We start from the raw sequence: 16,540 nt of genomic DNA, 5'->3' as shown, positions 1-16,540 counted from the left end.
GTCAGAACACGTGGCGCAGGATGAAGAACAGCCCGGCGGCCAGCATGATGGCGGCCGGCAGGGTGAGGATCCAGGCCAGTGCCATGTTGCGCACCGTCGAGGCCTGCAGCCCCGAGCCGTTGGCCGCCATCGTCCCGGCAACGCCCGACGAGAGGATATGGGTGGTCGAGACCGGCAGGCCGTAGAGTTCGGCCAGCCCGATCGTGCCGGCGGCGACGATCTCGGCCGAGGCGCCCTGCGCGTAGGTGAGGTGGGTCTTGCCGATCTTCTCGCCCACCGTCACGACGATGCGTTTCCAGCCGACCATCGTGCCGAGCCCGAGGGCCAGGGCGACGCAGACCTTCACCCAGCCGGGGATGTAGCGGGTGCCCGCGTTCAGCAGCTTGGAATAGCCCTTCAGCACCGCCTCGTCGGCCTCGGACAGGTCGGCCCCGGCGCCCGGCAGCAGCCGCACCGCGTCGGCGGCGAGGTACATGTCGCTGCGCAGGTTCTGCGTCTGGGCGGCCGGCACCGTGCGGATCGCCCCGTAATTCCTGACGCTGGTGGCGATGTCGTTCGAGAGCGCCGCCAGCGCGGCGTAGACCTGCGGCCGGTTGAGATCCTTGGTCTTCAGCGCCTCCGTCACGGTCCGGCGCGCCGGCGCGGCCTCGGGTTCCGGCGCGCCGGCGGCGCGGGCGGCGAAGACGCGGCTCGCCGCCGTGGAGGCCTGCACGAAGGCGGGGGTCGTGTCGTCCGCCATGGTGCGGTTCAGCGCGTAGGCGGTGGGGGCGGCGCCGATCAGGATCAGCATGATCAGGCCCATGCCCTTCTGCCCGTCGTTGCCGCCGTGGAAGAAGGAGACCAGCGTGCAGGTGAGGATGAGCAGCCCCCGGATCCACAGGGGCGGGGGGCGTATCGCCCTTCGGCGCCTCGTAGAGGTCCCGGCGGCGCACCGCGAATTTCAGGGCGAGCAGCAGCAGGGCCGCCAGCACGAAGCCGCAGACCGGCGAGAACAGCAGCGCCTTGAAGACGTTGCGCGCCTGGCCCCAGTCGACGCCCGCGGTGCCGTCGCCGCCGTTCATCAGCTGGTTGGCGAGGCCGACGCCCAGGACCGAGCCGATCAGCGCGTGGGACGAGGAGTTCGGCAGGCCGAAGGCCCAGGTCCCGAGATTCCAGAGGATGGCCGCGAGGAGCAGCGCGAAGATCATCGCGTAGCCGGCTCCCGATCCGACGTTCAGGATCAGCTCCACCGGCAGCAGCGTCACGATGGCGTAGGCCACCGCGCCCGAGGAGAGCATCACGCCGAGGAAGTTGAAGAAGCCCGACCAGACCACCGCCACGAGCGGCGGCATCGAGCGCGTGTAGATCACCGTGGCGACCGCGTTGGCGGTGTCGTGGAATCCGTTGACGAATTCGAAGGCCAGCGCGATCAGCAGGGCGAGCCCCAGCAGGGCGAAGGCGCCGTACGCCAACGGTGCTTCGCCGACGGCGTTCATGTCGGCGATCAGGCTCACCACCGCGTAGCCGAGCCCTGCCACCAGGACGAGCAGGAAGGCGACGAGGCCCCCCAGAGGCATCCCGTGGTCGAGCCGCGGGCCGCCCTCCGGTCGCCTCCGCGCAACCCCCGACGGCATCACGGCGGAATCGGACATGAAGCCTCGCGCGCTGATTTCTGATGGTCGCCCGGGATTAAGAGGCGGCCATGACGGTCCGGTGACGCGGCGCACCGTCGCCGGGCGTGGCGGATCGCACCGCCCAGCCTGCTCGGTGCTCCCGATCCGCGCACCGCCCGCGCCTTGGTGCTCCCGGCGGCCACACGGGACAGGGCTTCCGTAGGATCGGCTGGATGATCGCCCACGGCGCGGCGGCGCTGACGGGCGTCGCGCGGGTCTACGCTCCCGGTGCCGCCAGGGTGGACGCGGGGGCGCAGACGAACCCGGATCCGGGCCTCGCCCTGCCGGGGACGGCGCGCGGCCTCCCGGGCTGCCGGCGCGCCTTCGGGGCTGCGGTCCCGGCGGCCCTGTCGCCGGCTGTCACACGCCTGACGCGGTCCGGCCGCTAGCCACCGGTTCGCGCACGAGCGAACGAGGGATCCGCATGATTGACGCCACGGTGCCGGCCCTGTCCTTCGGCGCGCTCCTGGCCTTCGTCCAGATCGGCAGCATCGCGGTCGCGGGCCAGCGCCTCGGCAGGAGCCACGGTCCCTCACGGTTTCCGGCGGGGGCGCCCGTCTCCCTGGTGCGGCCGCTCCGCGGGCTCGAAGCCTACAGCGAGGAGATGCTGACCCAGAGCTTCCGCCTCGACTATCCCGCCTACGAGCTAATCTTCTGCGTGGCCGATCCGGGCGACCCGATCTTGCCGATGGTGGAGTGCCTGATCGCCGCCCACCCGCACGTGCCGCCCGCCTGATCCTCGGCGACGAGCGGGTCAGCGCGAACCCGAAGCTGAACAACTGCCTGCGCGGCTGGCGCTCCGCTGCCCACGACTGGGTGGTGCTGGCCGATTCCAACGTGGCCATGCCGCCCGATTACCTGCAGCGCCTCCAGGCGGCGTGGCGGGGCGGGACCGGCCTGGTCTGCTCCACGCCCGTCGGCGCTCGACCGGACGGCCTCATGGCCGAGGTGGAATGCGCCTTCCTCAACACCCTCCAGGCCCGCTGGCAATATGCCGCCGAGGCCTTCGGGCTGGGCTTCGCCCAGGGCAAGAGCATGCTCTGGCACAAGGCGTTCCTGGACCAGCGGGGCGGCCTCCAGGCGCTCGCGACCGAGATCGCCGAGGATGCGGCCGCCACCAAGCTCGTGCGTGCCGCTGGCCGGCGCGTCCATCTGGTGGCCAGCCCCTTCGAGCAGCCGCTCGGGCGGCGCGGCTTCGCGGAGGTCTGGGCCCGGCAGCTGCGCTGGGCGCGGCTGCGGCGGGTGACCTTCCCGCTGTTCTTCGCGCCGGAGATCGGCAGCGGCGTGCTGCTGCCGGCCCTGCTCGTGGCGGTCTGGGCGGGCAGCCTTGCGGGGATCGCGGGCGCTGCGGGGCTCGTCGCCCTGTGCTATGGCGCCGAGTACCGGCTCGCCGCCCGCGCGGGCTGGCACCGTTCGCCCCGGATGCTGGCGGCCTTCCTGGTGCGCGACGCCCTGATCCCGGCGATCTGGCTGGGAGCCTGGGTGCAGAGCGCCATCGTGTGGCGGGGCAACGCCATGGATGTGCGCCCGCGCCGGGCAGCCGTCGACCGCCCGTACGCGCCGACGGCCTGAACGCGGCGCCCGGGAGGCCAAACGTGACCCGCCGCTACGCCCTCTACTGGTTGCCCGCCCCGGGCTCGCGCCTCGAAGCCTTCGGCAGGGCCGTGCTCGGCATCGACACCGTCTCGGGGGATGCGGTCGCGCATCCGGCGGGTCTGCGTGACCTCGCCGCCGTCACCGCGGGGGCGCGGGTCTACGGCTTCCACGCGACCCTGAAGGCGCCGCTCCGCCTCGCCGCCGGCACCACGGAGGCCGACCTCGTCGCCGCCGCCCGGGACCTCGCGACCGCGCACCCGCCGGTGGCGGTGGGACCTCTGGCGGTGGCAGCACTCGGGCCGTTCCTCGCCCTGGTACCCGAGTCTCCGCCGCCGGGTCTCGCGTTGCTCGCGGCCGAGTGCGTCGCCGCCCTCGACCGGTTCCGCGCGCCGTTAACCGAGGCCGAGCGCGCGAAACGCCGCCTGGACCGCCTCGGCCCGCGCGGACGGGCGCTCCTGGACCGCTGGGGCTATCCCTACGTCTTCGAGGCCTTTCGCTTCCACATGACTTTGACCGACGCCCTGCCGGAGGCCGAGCGCGGCGACTGGCGGGCGCGCCTCACCGAGGCCTACGCCGCCGCGGGTCCCGGGCCCCTGGTGATCGACGCCGTATGCCTCCTGAGGCAAGACGGATCCGAGCCGTTCCGGCTGCTGACGCGCCTGCCCTTCGAAAACACGAGGGACGACGCTCAGGAAGGCACCCAGGAAGGCACCCAGGAAGGCACCCTTGGCTGACCGCGCCCCCGGCCTCGAACCGGCCCTGGATCCCAGAACCCGGATCGAGGCATGCCGGCTCGGCCGCTCCCGAGGATGTCGCCGCGCGCGTGAAACGCCTCGCCTGGTGGAACGCAAGAACACGCGCGCCTGCGCGGGGCGCTTCCGGACTTCCACGCGCTTCCGATCGCCGCATTCCTCGGCCGCTACGAAGCAAGACCCGACTTTTGAACGTATCAATTAAGCCGGCAAAATATCGTGTATTGTATGCGTCATCCAATCGTCGCGTAATGCGCGCTTAGCTGCGGCCCTTCCCCAGCGGATGGATGCATGCTGGTCATCGAGGATCTGACGCGCCAGTACGGCGCTCGCCGCGCACTCGACGGTGTCTCCCTGCGGATCACGCCCGGCAGCTTCGTCGGCGTGATCGGTCGGTCGGGCGCCGGCAAGTCGACACTGCTGCGGCTCGTGAACCGGCTGGCGGAGCCGAGTTCCGGACGCATCCTCCACGACGGACGCGACGTCACGCTTCTGCGGGGCCGCGCCCTGCGGGATTGGCGCACCCGCTGCGCGATGATCTTCCAGCAGTTCAACCTCGTCGGGCGGCTCGACGTGATGACCAACGTGCTGATGGGCCGGCTCAGCCACGTGCCGAGCCACCGGTCCCTGCTGCGCCTCTGGTCCGAGGAGGACCGGGCGATGGCCCTCGCCGCCCTGGAGAGCTTCGACATGGGGGAGTTCGCCGGCCAGCGGGCGGACGGCCTGTCGGGCGGCCAGCAGCAGCGCGTCGCCATCGCCCGCGCCCTGGTGCAGGAGCCCGAGATCCTGCTCGCCGACGAGCCGGTGGCGTCCCTCGATCCCCGCAACACGCGCCTCGTGATGGACGCCCTCGCGGACGTGAACCGGCGCTACGGCATCACGATCCTGTGCAACCTGCACTCTCTCGACCTCGCCCGCGCCTATTGCGACCGCCTCGTCGGCCTCAGCGCAGGCCGGGTGGTGTTCGAGGGCGGCCCGTTCGACCTGACCGAGGATGTCGCCCGCCGGCTCTACGGCCTGGAGGCCGGCGAAGTGCTCGACGACTCGGCCGCGCGCGAGGCCGAGCAGCGGGCGGCGATGCCGGGCCGGCTCGGCATCGTGCCGGCCCGGCCCGTTCGCGAGGCCGCCCTCGGCGCCTGAGCCAGGCCCTCCACGGCCCGATGACGACGGATCGGGAATCCTCTGGGCGGCCCCGGCCGGCCGAACCCGCGACCTACGCCGACACGAAGGACGACACGATGATCACCCGACGCATCCTCGCCGCCGCCGCGGCGCTCGCCCTCCTCAGCCTGCCGGCCGCCGCCCAGGACTGGAAGGCGCAGTATCCCGAGCTGACCCTGGCGGTGATCCCGATGGAGAACGCCAGCGGCACAGTCGACCGCTACGCGCCCCTGGCGACTTACCTGACCCAGGCGGTCGGCGTGCCGGTGAAGCTGCGGGTCGCCAGCGACTACGCCGCCGTGATCGAGGGCCAGCGGGCCGGCAACATCCAGCTCGCCTTTTACGGGCCGGCCTCTGTCGCCCGCGCCGCGATGACCGGCGTGAAGGTCGAGCCGATCGTCAGCCCGCAGCACGAGACCGGCGCCGCGGGCTACTACTCGGTGATCTACACGCTGGCCTCCGGCCCCTACCGGGCGATCGAGGATCTGAGGGGCAGGAACCTCGCCCTGGTCGATCCCAACTCAACCTCCGGCAACCAGGCGCCGCGCTTCTTCCTCAAGCGCGCCGGCTACGACGTGGACAGGTTCTTCGGCAAGGCCGTCTTCGCCGGCAGCCACGAGAACGCCGTCCTGGCATTGACTCAGGGCACGGTGGACGCCGCCGCCAACCTCTGGAATTCCGAGACCGACTCGATCATCACCCGCATGATCACGAAGGGCATGCTGAAGCGGCCCGACGGCACGCCGATGCAGAATTCCGACTTCCGGGTGGTGTTCAAGTCCGACTTCCTGCCGGAAGGACCCTACACCATGCTGGCGACCCTGCCGGAGGACCTGAAGGCGAAGATCCGGGAGGCCTTCGTCGCCCTGCCGAAGGCCGACAAGGCCGCCTTCGACCGCCTGTCGGACGGCAAGGACCAGGGCCTGAAGCCGGTGACGCTCAAGGATTACCAGCCGATCATCGACATGCTGCGGTTCAACGACGAGCAGCGCAAGAAGTCCTGACCGGGACACGGCCATGCGCGGCCTGACGAAGCTGGCGCCGGAGCGGGAGGCCGCCCTCTCCGGCCACTACGCGGCGGCGACCGGTGCGGCGCGCCGCCGGACGCTCCTGGGCTTCGCGGTGGTGGCGACGCTGGCGATCCTCGCCGGCTACGCCGCCGAGGTGCGGCCGCTGGTCCTCGCTGAGAATATCGGCCAGTTCACCGCCTACATCCGGCAGATCCTGCCGCCGGTCGGTCTCGACCATCCGGTCGCGGATCTGCGCGCCTGGTACTGGGGCCTGCCCAGCTGGCTCGCGCTCCTGGGCGAGACCCTGCTGATGGCCTATCTCGGCACGCTGCTGGGGGCGCTCGCGGGCTTCGCACTGAGCTTCGTCGCCGCCGCCAACCTCGTGCGGTCGCGCCTGCTGCGGATCCTGGCCAAGCGCTTCCTGGAGATCTGCCGCACCGTCCCGGAGGTGGTGTTCGCGCTGCTCTTCGTGATCGCCTTCGGCCTCGGGCCGATGGTCGGCGTGCTGGCCGTCGCGATCCACACCACCGGGGCGCTGGGCAAGCTGTTCTCCGAGGTGGTCGAGAACATCGACATGCGCCCCGTCGAGGGTCTGTCCGCCTCGGGGGCCTCCTGGGTCGAGACCGTTCGTTTCGCGGTGCTGCCGCAGGTGCTGTCGAACTTCGCCTCCTACGGGCTGCTGCGCTTCGAGATCAACGTGCGCGGGGCGGCCGTCCTGGGTTTCGTGGGTGCGGGGGGCATCGGCCAGGAGTTCCTGGCCGCAATCCGCAACTTCTACTACGCGGACGTGGGCGCGATCCTCGGGCTGATCATCCTGACCGTGGTCTGCATCGACCTCGCCACCGAGCGGGTCCGCCACCGGCTGATCGGCCCGGAGCAGGCCCGATGAGCGGGGCCCGCTCCGGAGCCCTGCGGGCGACCGCCCGGGCCGACCTCGCGCGGCTGCGCGCCCGTTACCCGGAACAGTTCCGCGCGGACCGGGCCGCGCGGGCGCGCCTCATCGTCGGGCTCGGCGCCGTCGCGGGGCTCGCTGCCCTGGCGTGCTGGCGCCTCGACGTGTCGCTGCCGCGGATCCTCCACGGGATGGGGCGCCTCGGCACCTTCGCGATGCTGATGCTGCCGCCGTCACCGGAGGGGCATCTGCGGATCTTCCTGCACGCGCTGGGCGAGACGCTCGGCATCGCCTTCCTGGGCACCCTGACGGCGGCGATCCTGGCCTTCCCGGTGGCGTTCCTGGCCGCCCGGAACGTCGTGCCGAACCCGTTCGCGCGCTTCGCGTTTCGCCGCGGCCTCGACGTCCTGCGCTCGGTGGACGTGCTGATCTGGGCGCTGATCTGGATCAACGTCGTCGGGCTCGGCCCCTTCGCCGGCCTGCTGGCCATCGCGTGCTCCGATGTCGGGGCCCTCGGCAAGCTGTTCTCCGAGGCGATCGAGACCTGCGACCGCCGCGCCGGCGAGGGCGTCGTCGCGTCGGGCGGCTCGACCCTCCACCGCATCCGCTTCGGGCTTATCCCCGGGGTGCTGCCGGTGCTGGCGAGCCAGGTGCTGTACTTCTTCGAGTCGAACACCCGCTCGGCGACGATCATCGGCATCGTCGGCGCCGGCGGCATCGGCCAGTACCTCACCGAGCTGATCCGGGTGCTGGAGCTGAAACAGGTCGCCTTCCTGGTGCTGATGATCCTGGTCACCGTGGCGGCGATCGACTGGGTCTCGACCCGCCTGCGCCGGGTAATCATCGGGCCGGCCGCGCGCTGAAGGGGGATCGGGGCGGTATCCCCTACCCGTGCCCCCATCCGGGGCCCGCCTCAGCTGGCCTTGTAGGAGCCCTCCAGTGGTCACGTGGCTGGCTTGAGGCCCCCGCCTCCCGCCGGCACCTCGGGATGACGGCGAGGCAAGGGAGGGGGTGCGCCCGCGTTACCCGCCGATCACCAGCTCCACCCGGTCGGCGGCGAACAGGGTGCGGTTCGCCTGGATCGGCGCGCCCGCGGGGTCGACGTTGACGCTCGACACCACGAGGACGACGCGCCCCGGCGCGATGTCGAGCCGGCTCGCCTCCGCGGCATCCGCAGGGCGGGCGCGGACGCGGGTCGAGAGCCGGGTGTAGTCGGCGACGCCGCAGGCCGCGAAGGCCCGGGTGATCGAGCCGCGCGCGGCATAGGCCTCGCTGAAGCCGGAGAAGCGCGGCAGCGGAAGCCACGTCAGTGCCGTCGAGAGCGGGGCGCCATCCGCCCGGTGGACGGTCAGGAGTTCCAGCACCGGCGTGCCGGGCGCCAGCGCCAGCGCCGCCGCCTGCTCGGGGGCGGCGGGAACGGTCGCGGCGGCGAGCAGGTCGCCCCAGGCTTCGCGCCCCGCCCCGGCGACGATCTCGGAGAAGCGGGTGCGCGTCCCGATCGGGTAGGACAGGGGCGCGCCCTCCACGAAGGTGCCGCGGCCCTGGCTGGCGCGCACGAGGCCGTTCTCCGCCAGCGACGCCAGCGCCCGGCGCACCGTGTGCCGGTTGACGGAGAAGCGCGCCGCCAGCGCGGATTCGGTGGGCAATTGCTGCCCGGCCGCGTAACGCCCCGCCGCGATCTCGACGCTCAGCGCGTCGGCGATCTGCCGCCAGGCGGTCAGCCCTTCGCCCCGGACGAGGCCGGGTGCCTGCTCCTGCGCATCCATCCTGTCATCCAAACTTCATTTGCCCCCGCTACGCCAGTTGTCTACACGACTATACAACAGCGATGCGGAGGAAGCCGCCGATGACGACGAGCCCGGAGCAGGACGGCGAGGTCGCCGCGCGGCAGGCCGTGATGGCGCTCTGCGCCGAAGCCGGACGCGACGCTCTCGAAGCGGCTGTCGCGGCCCTCGGTGCACCGGTGGCCGAGGATCTGCGGCCCGCGGAGACCGGGCTCGTCATGGCCACGGGCCGGATCGGCGGCGACGGACGGCCCTTCAACCTCGGTGAGGTCAGCGTGACCCGGGCCGCCATCCGCCTCGACGGCGGCCGGACCGGCTTCGCCTACCATCTCGGCCGCGACCGCCGGAAAGCCCGCCTCGCCGCGATCCTCGACGCCCTCTGGCAGGATCCGGCCCGGCGCGGCCGGGTCGAGGCGGCCCTGGCGCCAGCCACCGCACAGTCCGAGTCCGCGCGCCGACAGGCCGCCCGCCGCACGGCGGCGACCCGAGTCGACTTCCTGACCCTCGCCCGCGGGGAGGATTGAGCATGCTGGCTCCCGGTCTCGCCGACCCGGTCCACGACGCGCAGGGGACCTTCCGCGCCGTCATGGACGTGCTCGCCCGGCCGGGGCAGGTGCGGGCGCTGACTCCCGGCCTCGCTGCCGGCCTGGCGCCGCCGGAGCCCCTGACGCCGGAACTCGCCGCCGTCGCGCTGACCCTCACCGACGCCGATACGCCGGTCTGGCTCGACGCGGCGCTGGCGGCGGTGCCCGCGGTCGCCGCGTATCTGCGCTTCCACACCGGGGCGCCCCTCACCGACGACCCGGCCCGGGCGGCCTTCGCGCTGATCCGCGACCCGGCGCGCTGCCCGCCGCTCAGCCGCTTCGCGCCCGGGACACCGGCCTATCCCGATACCTCCACGACCCTGGTGCTCGCCCTCGACACCCTCATCCCCGGGACGGGGCTGCGCCTCTCGGGACCGGGCATCCGGGGCGAGGCCCGCATGGCGCTGGCGCCCCTGCCCGAAACCTTCGCGACGCAACTGGCGGCGAACCGGGCGGACTTCCCCCTGGGTGTCGACCTGATCCTCTCGGCACCCGGCCGCGTCGCCGGCCTGCCGCGCTCCACCGTGGTCACGGAGGCCTAGCCATGTACGTGGCCGTGAAGGGCGGCGAGGCCGCCATCGACAACGCGCATCGGCTCCTCGCCGAGGCGCGCCGGGGCGACCCCGCGATACCGGAACTCTCCGTCGCGCAGATCCGCGCGCAGATGGCGCTGCTGGTCGACCGGGTGATGACCGAGGGCTCGCTCTACGATCCCGACCTCGCGGCGCTGGCCCTCAAGCAGGCCCGCGGCGACGTGGTCGAGGCGGTGTTCCTCGTCCGCGCCTACCGGACGACGCTGCCCCGCTTCGGCGCCTCCGTGCCGGTCGAGACCGGCGCCATGACGGTGGAGCGCCGGATCTCGGCCACGTTCAAGGACCTGCCGGGCGGGCAGGTGCTCGGGCCGACCTTCGACTACACCCACCGGCTGATCGACTTCGCGCTGGCCGCCGAATCCGAATGCGAGCCCGCCGCAGAGGCCGAGCCCCGCGCCGATGCCGGCACCTGCCCGCGGGTCACCGACCTGTTGGCCCAGGACGGCCTGATCGAGCCCTCGCCCGCAGACGACGGCGCGCCGGTCGGCGACCTCACCCGCGAGCCGGTGGACTACCCCGCCGACCGGGCCCTGCGCCTCCAGGCGCTGGCCCGGGGCGACGAGGGCTTCATCCTGAGCCTCGCCTACTCGACCCAGCGCGGCTACGGCCGCACCCACCCGTTCGTGGGTGAGATCCGGGTCGGCGCGGTCGACGTCGCGTTCGTGCCGGAGGAGCTGGGTTTCGCGGTGCCGCTCGGGCGCGTCCGGCTCACCGAGTGCCAGATGGTCAATCAGTTCAAGGGCTCGGGCGCGGCGCCGCCGCAATTCACCCGGGGCTACGGGCTGAGCTTCGGGCAGAGCGAGCGCAAGGCCATGGCCATGGCCCTGGTGGATCGGGCCCTGCGGGCGGAGGAACTCGGCGAGCCGGTGGCGAGTCCGGCCCAGGACCAGGAATTCGTGCTGGCCCATTGCGACAGCCTCCAGGCGACCGGCTTCGTCGAGCATCTGAAGCTGCCCCACTACGTCGATTTCCAGGCCGAGCTGGAGCTGGTCCGGCGCTTGCGCGCCGCGTTCGAGGAGACATCCGACGCCGCCGGGATGCAGGAGGCCGCCGAATGAGCGCCGCGATCGCGCAGCGCCCGGAGCGCGAACCGGGCTACAACTTCGCCTATCTCGACGAGGGCACGAAGCGGATGATCCGCCGGGCCATCCTCAAGGCCATCGCGGTGCCGGGCTACCAGGTGCCCTTCGCGTCCCGCGAGATGCCGATGCCCTACGGGTGGGGGACCGGCGGCGTGCAGGTGACGGCCGCGATCCTGGGCCGCTCCGACGTGCTCAAGGTCATCGACCAGGGCGCCGACGACACCACCAACGCGGTCTCGATCCGCCGCTTCTTCGCCAGGACCTCCGGGGTGGCCACCACCACCCGCACCGCGGAGGCGACGATCATCCAGACCCGGCACCGTATCCCCGAGACGCCGCTCTCGGAGGGGCAGGTGCTGGTCTATCAGGTGCCGATCCCCGAGCCCCTGCGCTTCCTCGAACCGCGCGAGACCGAGACGCGCCAGCTCCACGCCCTGGCCGAGTACGGCGCCATGCACGTCAAGCTCTACGAGGACATCAGCCGACACGGGCACATCGCCACCACCTACGCGTACCCGGTGGAGGTCGCCGGCCGCTACGTGATGGACCCGTCGCCGACGCCGAAATTCGACAATCCCAAGATGGACGATTGCCCCGCCCTTCAGCTGTTCGGCGCCGGCCGCGAGCGGCGGATCTACGCGGTGCCGCCCTACACGCGGGTGCGCAGCCTCGACTTCGAGGACCATCCGTTCCGGGTGCAGGAATTCACGCAGCCCTGCGCGCTGTGCGGCGCGAGCGGCCACTACCTCGACGAGGTGGTCACCGACGATTCCGGAGGCCGGATGTTCATCTGCTCCGACACCGACATTTGCGAGACCCGCGTCGCCGAGGCGGCCCGATGAGCGCGCCGCTCCTCTCCGCCCACGGGCTGACCAAGGCCTACGGCAGCCGGCTGGCCTGCGCGGGCATCGACCTCGACGTCACCGAGGGCGAGGTGCTCGCCATCGTGGGCGAATCGGGTTCGGGCAAGTCGACGCTCCTGTCGCTGCTCGCGGGTGAATTGGCACCCGATTCGGGTGAGGTCCGCTACCGGATGCGCGAGGGCCGGACCCGGGCCCTCGCCGATCTGGGAGCCGCCGAACTGCGCCGGCTGATGCGCACCGACTGGGGCTTCGTCCGCCAGGACGCGCGCCAGGGGCTGCGCATGGCGGTCTCGGCGGGTGGCAATGTCGGCGAGCGGCTGATGGGGATGGGCGAGCGTCACTACGGCCGGATCCGTGGCCAGGCGCTGGACTGGCTCGGCCGGGTCGAGATCGAGGCGGGCCGCGTGGACGATCCGCCGAGCCAGTTCTCCGGCGGCATGCGCCAGCGCCTGCAGATCGCCCGCAACCTCGTCACCGGGCCGCGCCTCGTGCTGATGGACGAGCCGACCTCAGGCCTCGACGTCTCGGTCCAGGCCCGGCTCCTCGACCTGATCCGGCGGCTCTCGGCGGAGCTGGGGCTCGCCGTGATCATCGTCACCCACGACCTCGCGGTGGCGCGGCTCCTGTCGCACCGGATCGCCGTGATGCGGGCCGGCCGGGTGATCGAGACCGGCCTGACCGACCGGGTGCTCGACGATCCCGAGCACGCCTACACCCAGCTCCTCGTCTCCTCGGTGCTCGCCGCATGACCGCGCTCCTCACCTTCCAGGACGTCGCCAAGAGCTTCACCCTGCACCTGCGCGGCGGGATCGTGCTGCCGGTCGTCGGCGGCGTCAGCCTCGCGGTGGAGCCCGGCGAGTGCGTGGTGCTCGGCGGTCCGTCGGGGGCGGGCAAGTCCTCGCTCCTGAAGATGGCCTACGGCAATTATCGCTGCGACGCCGGCGCCATCCTGGTCCGCGACGGCGGGGCCGCGGTGGACGTGGTGCGCGCCGATCCGCGGGCGGTGCTGGCGCTGCGGGCGCGGGTCATCGCCTACGTGTCGCAGTTCCTGCGGGTGATCCCGCGGGTCTCGGCCCTCGACGTGGTCGAGGCGGCCGGCCGCGAGGGCGGGTTGTCCGAGGAGGCGGCGCGCGCCCGTGCGAAGCATCTGCTCGCCCGGCTCAACCTGCCCGAGCGGCTCTGGGACCTGCCACCCGCGACCTTCTCGGGGGGCGAGCAGCAGCGGGTCAACATCGCTCGGGGGTTGATCGCCGACCGGCCGCTCCTGCTCCTCGACGAGCCCACCGCCTCCCTCGACCCGCGGAACCGGGCCGTGGTGGCCGACCTCGTCCGCGAGAAACTGAAGGCCGGGGCCGGTGTGCTCGGCATCTTCCACGACAGCGAGATGCGCGACGCTGTGGCGACCCGGGTGGTCGATGTCACCCAGTTCGCGCCGCAAGCCCGGGCAGCCTGAGGACCGGACCCATGGACGACTTCATCCTCGAGAACGCGACCCTGGTCCTGCCCGACCGGGTGCAGCGCGGCTGGCTCGCGGTCTCGGACGGGGCGATCGCCGAGATCGGCGCGGGCCGCCCGCCCGCCCGCGGCCTCGATTGCGGCGGCGACCACCTGATCCCCGGGCTGATTGAGCTGCACACCGACCACTTGGAGAGCCACTACGCGCCGCGCCCCAAGGTCCGCTGGCACCCGCTCGGCGCCGTCCTGGCCTACGACGCGCAGATCACCGCCTCGGGTATCACCACGGTGTTCGATTCGCTCCGTGCCGGCAGCGATCCGGACGGCAGCGGCCTCGGCTCCGAGCTGGAGCAGCTTGCCGGCGCCATCGCCACCGCGCGGGCCGGCGACCTGTTCCGGGCGGAGCACTTCACGCATCTGCGCTGCGAATTGCCCTCCACGGACGTGCTCGACACGGTGACGGCCTTCACGGCCCGCTACCCCGTCGGTCTGATCTCGCTGATGGACCACACGCCGGGCCAGCGGCAGTTCCGCGACATGGAGAAGTACTACACCTACGCCACCCGCGGCGGCCGGCCCATGAACGAGATCCGCGCCAACACGGAGCGCAAGATCCGCGACGGGCAGGCCCTGACCGCGGCGAACCGGCCGGCCCTGGTTCAGTTCGCCCGCGCGAGGGGCATCCCCCTCGCGAGCCACGACGACACCACCCTGGCGGATGTCGACCTGGCGGTCGGCGAGGGCGTGCGGCTCGCCGAGTTTCCGACCACGTGCGAGGCGGCGGAGGCCGCCCACGGCCGGGGCATCACCGTCATGATGGGCGCGCCGAACCTGATCCGCGGCGGCTCGCATTCCGGCAACGTCGCGGCCCTGGCGCTGGCCGAGGCCGGGCACCTCGACATCCTCTCGTCGGACTACGTGCCGGCGAGCCTCCTGATGGCGGCCTTCCTGCTGCCCCAGCAGGCCCCCGGGATCACCCTGCCGGAGGCGCTCGCCGCCGTCACGGCGAACCCCGCCCGGGCCACCGGCCTGACCGATCGGGGCGCCCTCGTGCCGGGGCTCCGCGCCGATCTGGTGCGGGTCCGGCTGGCCGAGGGCGTGCCGGTGGTCCGCGAGGTCTGGCGCACCGGAAGGCGGGTGTCCTGATGCCGGGCTGCCTCGTCCTCGTGGTCGGCCCGAGCGGGGCCGGTAAGGACACGCTGATCCGGCTGGCCCGGACCGCGCTGGCCGACGATCCGCGCTACGTCTTTCCCCGCCGCCTCGTCACCCGGCCCCCGTCGGCCGACGAGGACAACGACGAGATCGACGAAGCCGCCTTCGCGGACGGCTGCGCGGCCGGGCGCTTCACCCTGAACTGGCGCGCCCACGGCCTCGGTTACGCCCTGCCGGCCGAGGCCGGCCGCCTCGCCGATGCGGGTCGGGTGGTGGTGTGCAACGTCTCGCGCCGCGTCGTCGCCCAGGCGCGCGCGGCGGGCCCGCGGGTGAGCGTCGTCGAGGTCACGGCGCCCGCCGACATCCTGGCCCGGCGGCTGGCCGCCCGCGGCCGTGCGGCGGACGGCGACCTCGCCGCGCGGCTCGCCCGCGCGGTTCGGGTGGAGGCCGACCTGACCATCCACAATGTCGGGACGCCCGAGGCGGGGGCGGAGCGTCTGGTGGCGCATCTGCGCGCCTGGTGAGGCCGCAGGCGGACCCGGCGACGCCTCGCAGCCCTCGGTACGCGCCATGAAAACGGGTGGGCGCCATGAAAACGGGCGGGCGCCGCTACCGGCACCCGCCCTGGTCATGAAATCCGGACATGGGAGCCGGAAGACCGGCTCCCGGCCGCGAAGATCCTAGAAGCCGCCGAACTTGTAGTTGAAGCCGGCGCGGACGATGTTGCCCTCGGTCCGGAAGCGCGAGATGTACGACCCGGTGCCGACGCCCGGGAGGGCGGCGACCAGCACGTTCTGGCTGCCGAGGTCGTAGTGCACGTACTCGGCCTTGAGCGTCAGGGCGTCGTACTTGATGCCGAGGTAGCGGCCGAGCGCGAAGGTGTTCAGGAAGCTGTCGGTCGGGATGGCGAATTCGATGCCGCCGCCGTAGGCGAAGCCGGTCTTGAGATCGTCGTAGCGGCCGACGAACTGCAGGGCGCCGTCGGGACGGTAGAAGTTCGCCGCGTGGAAGACGCCGCCGTAGGCTAGGCCGCCCATGCCGTACACCATGACGCGGTCGAAGGCGTAGCCGACGCGGCCCGTCAGGGTGCCGAGCCAGTCGAGGCTGGAACGGAACTGGCTGATGTTCGGCGGACCACCGGCGACGTTGCCATTGCCGAGCACGACCCGGTTTTTGGTGATGTCGGTCCAGTCGATGCTGTTGGCGATACCGACCACGATGCCGGAGCCCGGCGTGAACTGGTAGTTGTAGCCGGCGGTCCCGCCGATGTTGGCGAAGCCGTCCTGCGTGGTCGAGGTCACGAGCGGACGACGGCCGGCCGTGACGTTCTGGGCGTTGGCCGGGAGAACGCCGAGCGTGGTGATGCGCTCGCGGTCGGTGAACGTGTAGGCCGACTCGAGGCCGGCGTAGAAGCCCGTCCAGCTGAACACCGGCACCGGCGTGAAGACCGGCGGCGGGGCGACCCGGCGCGGCAGGTCGGCAGCCGAGGCGGCCGTCGTGACCAGGGCCGTGGCGGCGCTGGCGAGGAGGAGCTTCTTCATCATGGGGGCGGATCCGGTGCCTGATCGATGTTGGGCACAGTTAAGCTCGGCGGCCCGCATCCCGCTATGCCCTCCGCGCCACACTGTGGCTTGAAAGCGCCCCATTATTGCTGAGCATTGCTAACTCGGCGGTTCACGACCGGGCGGTGTGGCTTGACAGCGACGCCGCAGGTGGGGCTCCCGAGCGCCCCGGATCTTGATCCCCGGCGGCCGACCCTCTAAGCGAACCGCGTTTTGCGCCCCTGTCCGAGTGCGGGGCGGCCGACCAGGATCCGGGGCCCCCGTGTGGTCCCTGCCGCAGGAATGGGAATCATGGGCAAGGAAAAGTTCTCCCGCACCAAGCCGCACTGCAACATCGGCACGATTGGTCACGTTGACCACGGCAAGACGTCGCTGACGGCTGCGATCACGAAGGTGCTTGCG

At 72.2% G+C, this 16,540-nt stretch carries 17 protein-coding genes and 2 pseudogenes; 16 read left to right on the top strand and 3 right to left on the bottom strand.

The window, feature by feature from the left end; genetic code table 11:
• Position 1 precedes the first annotated feature (1 nt).
• A pseudogene (locus MFF58_RS09590) lies at positions 2 to 1,631 on the bottom strand (inorganic phosphate transporter).
• A 194-nt stretch (positions 1,632 to 1,825) separates the two neighbouring features.
• Here MFF58_RS09590 and MFF58_RS09585 point away from each other — a divergent pair.
• From MFF58_RS09585 to phnE (MFF58_RS09555), 7 genes and pseudogenes are all read left to right on the top strand, one after another.
• Positions 1,826 to 2,041 carry a hypothetical protein gene (locus MFF58_RS09585; RefSeq protein ID WP_238286889.1) on the top strand — a complete coding sequence of 72 codons (216 nt, stop codon included), beginning with the start codon at positions 1,826 to 1,828 and terminating at the stop codon, positions 2,039 to 2,041.
• Between the two features lie 35 nt (positions 2,042 to 2,076).
• Positions 2,077 to 3,224: pseudogene (locus tag MFF58_RS09580) on the top strand (ceramide glucosyltransferase).
• Between the two features lie 23 nt (positions 3,225 to 3,247).
• The gene (locus MFF58_RS09575) at positions 3,248 to 3,982 is read left to right on the top strand and encodes a DUF1045 domain-containing protein (RefSeq protein ID WP_238286888.1); all 735 of its coding nucleotides are present in this window, start codon (positions 3,248 to 3,250) and stop codon (positions 3,980 to 3,982) included.
• A 309-nt stretch (positions 3,983 to 4,291) separates the two neighbouring features.
• A complete protein-coding gene (gene phnC, locus MFF58_RS09570) occupies positions 4,292 to 5,140 on the top strand; it encodes a phosphonate ABC transporter ATP-binding protein (RefSeq protein ID WP_238286887.1) in 849 nt (282 codons plus the stop codon).
• 98 nt (positions 5,141 to 5,238) lie between these two features.
• A complete protein-coding gene (gene phnD / locus MFF58_RS09565; RefSeq protein WP_238286886.1) occupies positions 5,239 to 6,165 on the top strand; it encodes a phosphonate ABC transporter substrate-binding protein in 927 nt (308 codons plus the stop codon).
• 13 nt (positions 6,166 to 6,178) lie between these two features.
• Positions 6,179 to 7,060 carry a phosphonate ABC transporter, permease protein PhnE gene (phnE, locus tag MFF58_RS09560; RefSeq protein ID WP_238286885.1) on the top strand — a complete coding sequence of 294 codons (882 nt, stop codon included), beginning with the start codon at positions 6,179 to 6,181 and terminating at the stop codon, positions 7,058 to 7,060.
• Complete coding sequence (phnE, locus tag MFF58_RS09555; protein WP_238286884.1) at positions 7,057 to 7,926, top strand: phosphonate ABC transporter, permease protein PhnE; 870 nt, start codon at positions 7,057 to 7,059, stop codon at positions 7,924 to 7,926. Before phnE (MFF58_RS09560) ends, phnE (MFF58_RS09555) begins: the two co-directional genes overlap by 4 nt.
• 159 nt (positions 7,927 to 8,085) lie before the next feature.
• On the opposite strand, the gene phnF is transcribed toward phnE (MFF58_RS09555), so the two are convergent.
• Complete coding sequence (gene phnF, locus MFF58_RS09550; RefSeq protein WP_238286883.1) at positions 8,086 to 8,829, bottom strand: phosphonate metabolism transcriptional regulator PhnF; 744 nt, start codon at positions 8,827 to 8,829, stop codon at positions 8,086 to 8,088.
• 80 nt (positions 8,830 to 8,909) lie between these two features.
• Between phnF and phnG the strand changes: the two genes are divergently transcribed.
• From phnG to phnN, 8 genes are read left to right on the top strand one after another with little or no spacing between them, the layout of a single operon-like run.
• Positions 8,910 to 9,371: a phosphonate C-P lyase system protein PhnG gene (phnG, locus tag MFF58_RS09545; protein ID WP_238286881.1), complete on the top strand. Its 462-nt coding sequence runs from the start codon at positions 8,910 to 8,912 to the stop codon at positions 9,369 to 9,371.
• A 2-nt stretch (positions 9,372 to 9,373) separates the two neighbouring features.
• Complete coding sequence (gene phnH / locus MFF58_RS09540; protein WP_238286879.1) at positions 9,374 to 9,973, top strand: phosphonate C-P lyase system protein PhnH; 600 nt, start codon at positions 9,374 to 9,376, stop codon at positions 9,971 to 9,973.
• Between the two features lie 2 nt (positions 9,974 to 9,975).
• Positions 9,976 to 11,082, top strand: a complete 1,107-nt coding sequence (locus MFF58_RS09535) for a carbon-phosphorus lyase complex subunit (RefSeq protein WP_238286878.1) — start codon at positions 9,976 to 9,978, stop codon at positions 11,080 to 11,082.
• A complete protein-coding gene (locus tag MFF58_RS09530) occupies positions 11,079 to 11,948 on the top strand; it encodes an alpha-D-ribose 1-methylphosphonate 5-phosphate C-P-lyase PhnJ (RefSeq protein WP_238286877.1) in 870 nt (289 codons plus the stop codon). The genes MFF58_RS09535 and MFF58_RS09530 overlap by 4 nt, the downstream gene beginning before the upstream one ends.
• Positions 11,945 to 12,718 (top strand): phosphonate C-P lyase system protein PhnK, encoded by a 774-nt coding sequence (gene phnK, locus MFF58_RS09525; protein WP_238286876.1) that lies wholly within the window; start codon positions 11,945 to 11,947, stop codon positions 12,716 to 12,718. The genes MFF58_RS09530 and phnK overlap by 4 nt, the downstream gene beginning before the upstream one ends.
• A complete protein-coding gene (phnL, locus tag MFF58_RS09520; RefSeq protein ID WP_238286875.1) occupies positions 12,715 to 13,422 on the top strand; it encodes a phosphonate C-P lyase system protein PhnL in 708 nt (235 codons plus the stop codon). The genes phnK and phnL overlap by 4 nt, the downstream gene beginning before the upstream one ends.
• 11 nt (positions 13,423 to 13,433) lie before the next feature.
• Entirely contained in the window at positions 13,434 to 14,570 is a 1,137-nt protein-coding gene (locus MFF58_RS09515) for an alpha-D-ribose 1-methylphosphonate 5-triphosphate diphosphatase (RefSeq protein ID WP_238286874.1), read from the top strand.
• Positions 14,570 to 15,100 (top strand): phosphonate metabolism protein/1,5-bisphosphokinase (PRPP-forming) PhnN, encoded by a 531-nt coding sequence (phnN, locus tag MFF58_RS09510; RefSeq protein WP_238286872.1) that lies wholly within the window; start codon positions 14,570 to 14,572, stop codon positions 15,098 to 15,100. Before MFF58_RS09515 ends, phnN begins: the two co-directional genes overlap by 1 nt.
• A 156-nt stretch (positions 15,101 to 15,256) precedes the next feature.
• On the opposite strand, the gene MFF58_RS09505 is transcribed toward phnN, so the two are convergent.
• The gene (locus tag MFF58_RS09505) at positions 15,257 to 16,120 is read right to left on the bottom strand and encodes an outer membrane protein (RefSeq protein ID WP_238286871.1); all 864 of its coding nucleotides are present in this window, start codon (positions 16,118 to 16,120) and stop codon (positions 15,257 to 15,259) included.
• 309 nt (positions 16,121 to 16,429) lie between these two features.
• Here MFF58_RS09505 and MFF58_RS09500 point away from each other — a divergent pair.
• On the top strand, positions 16,430 to 16,540 hold a 111-nt coding region (locus MFF58_RS09500), incomplete at its 3' end, for a GTP-binding protein (RefSeq protein WP_238197723.1).

It is taken from the genome of Methylobacterium longum, from assembly GCF_022179385.1.
Classification (GTDB): Bacteria; Pseudomonadota; Alphaproteobacteria; order Rhizobiales; family Beijerinckiaceae; genus Methylobacterium; species Methylobacterium longum.
Note: the sequence above shows the minus strand (reverse complement) of the source record. Positions and strands in the feature narration are given on the sequence as shown.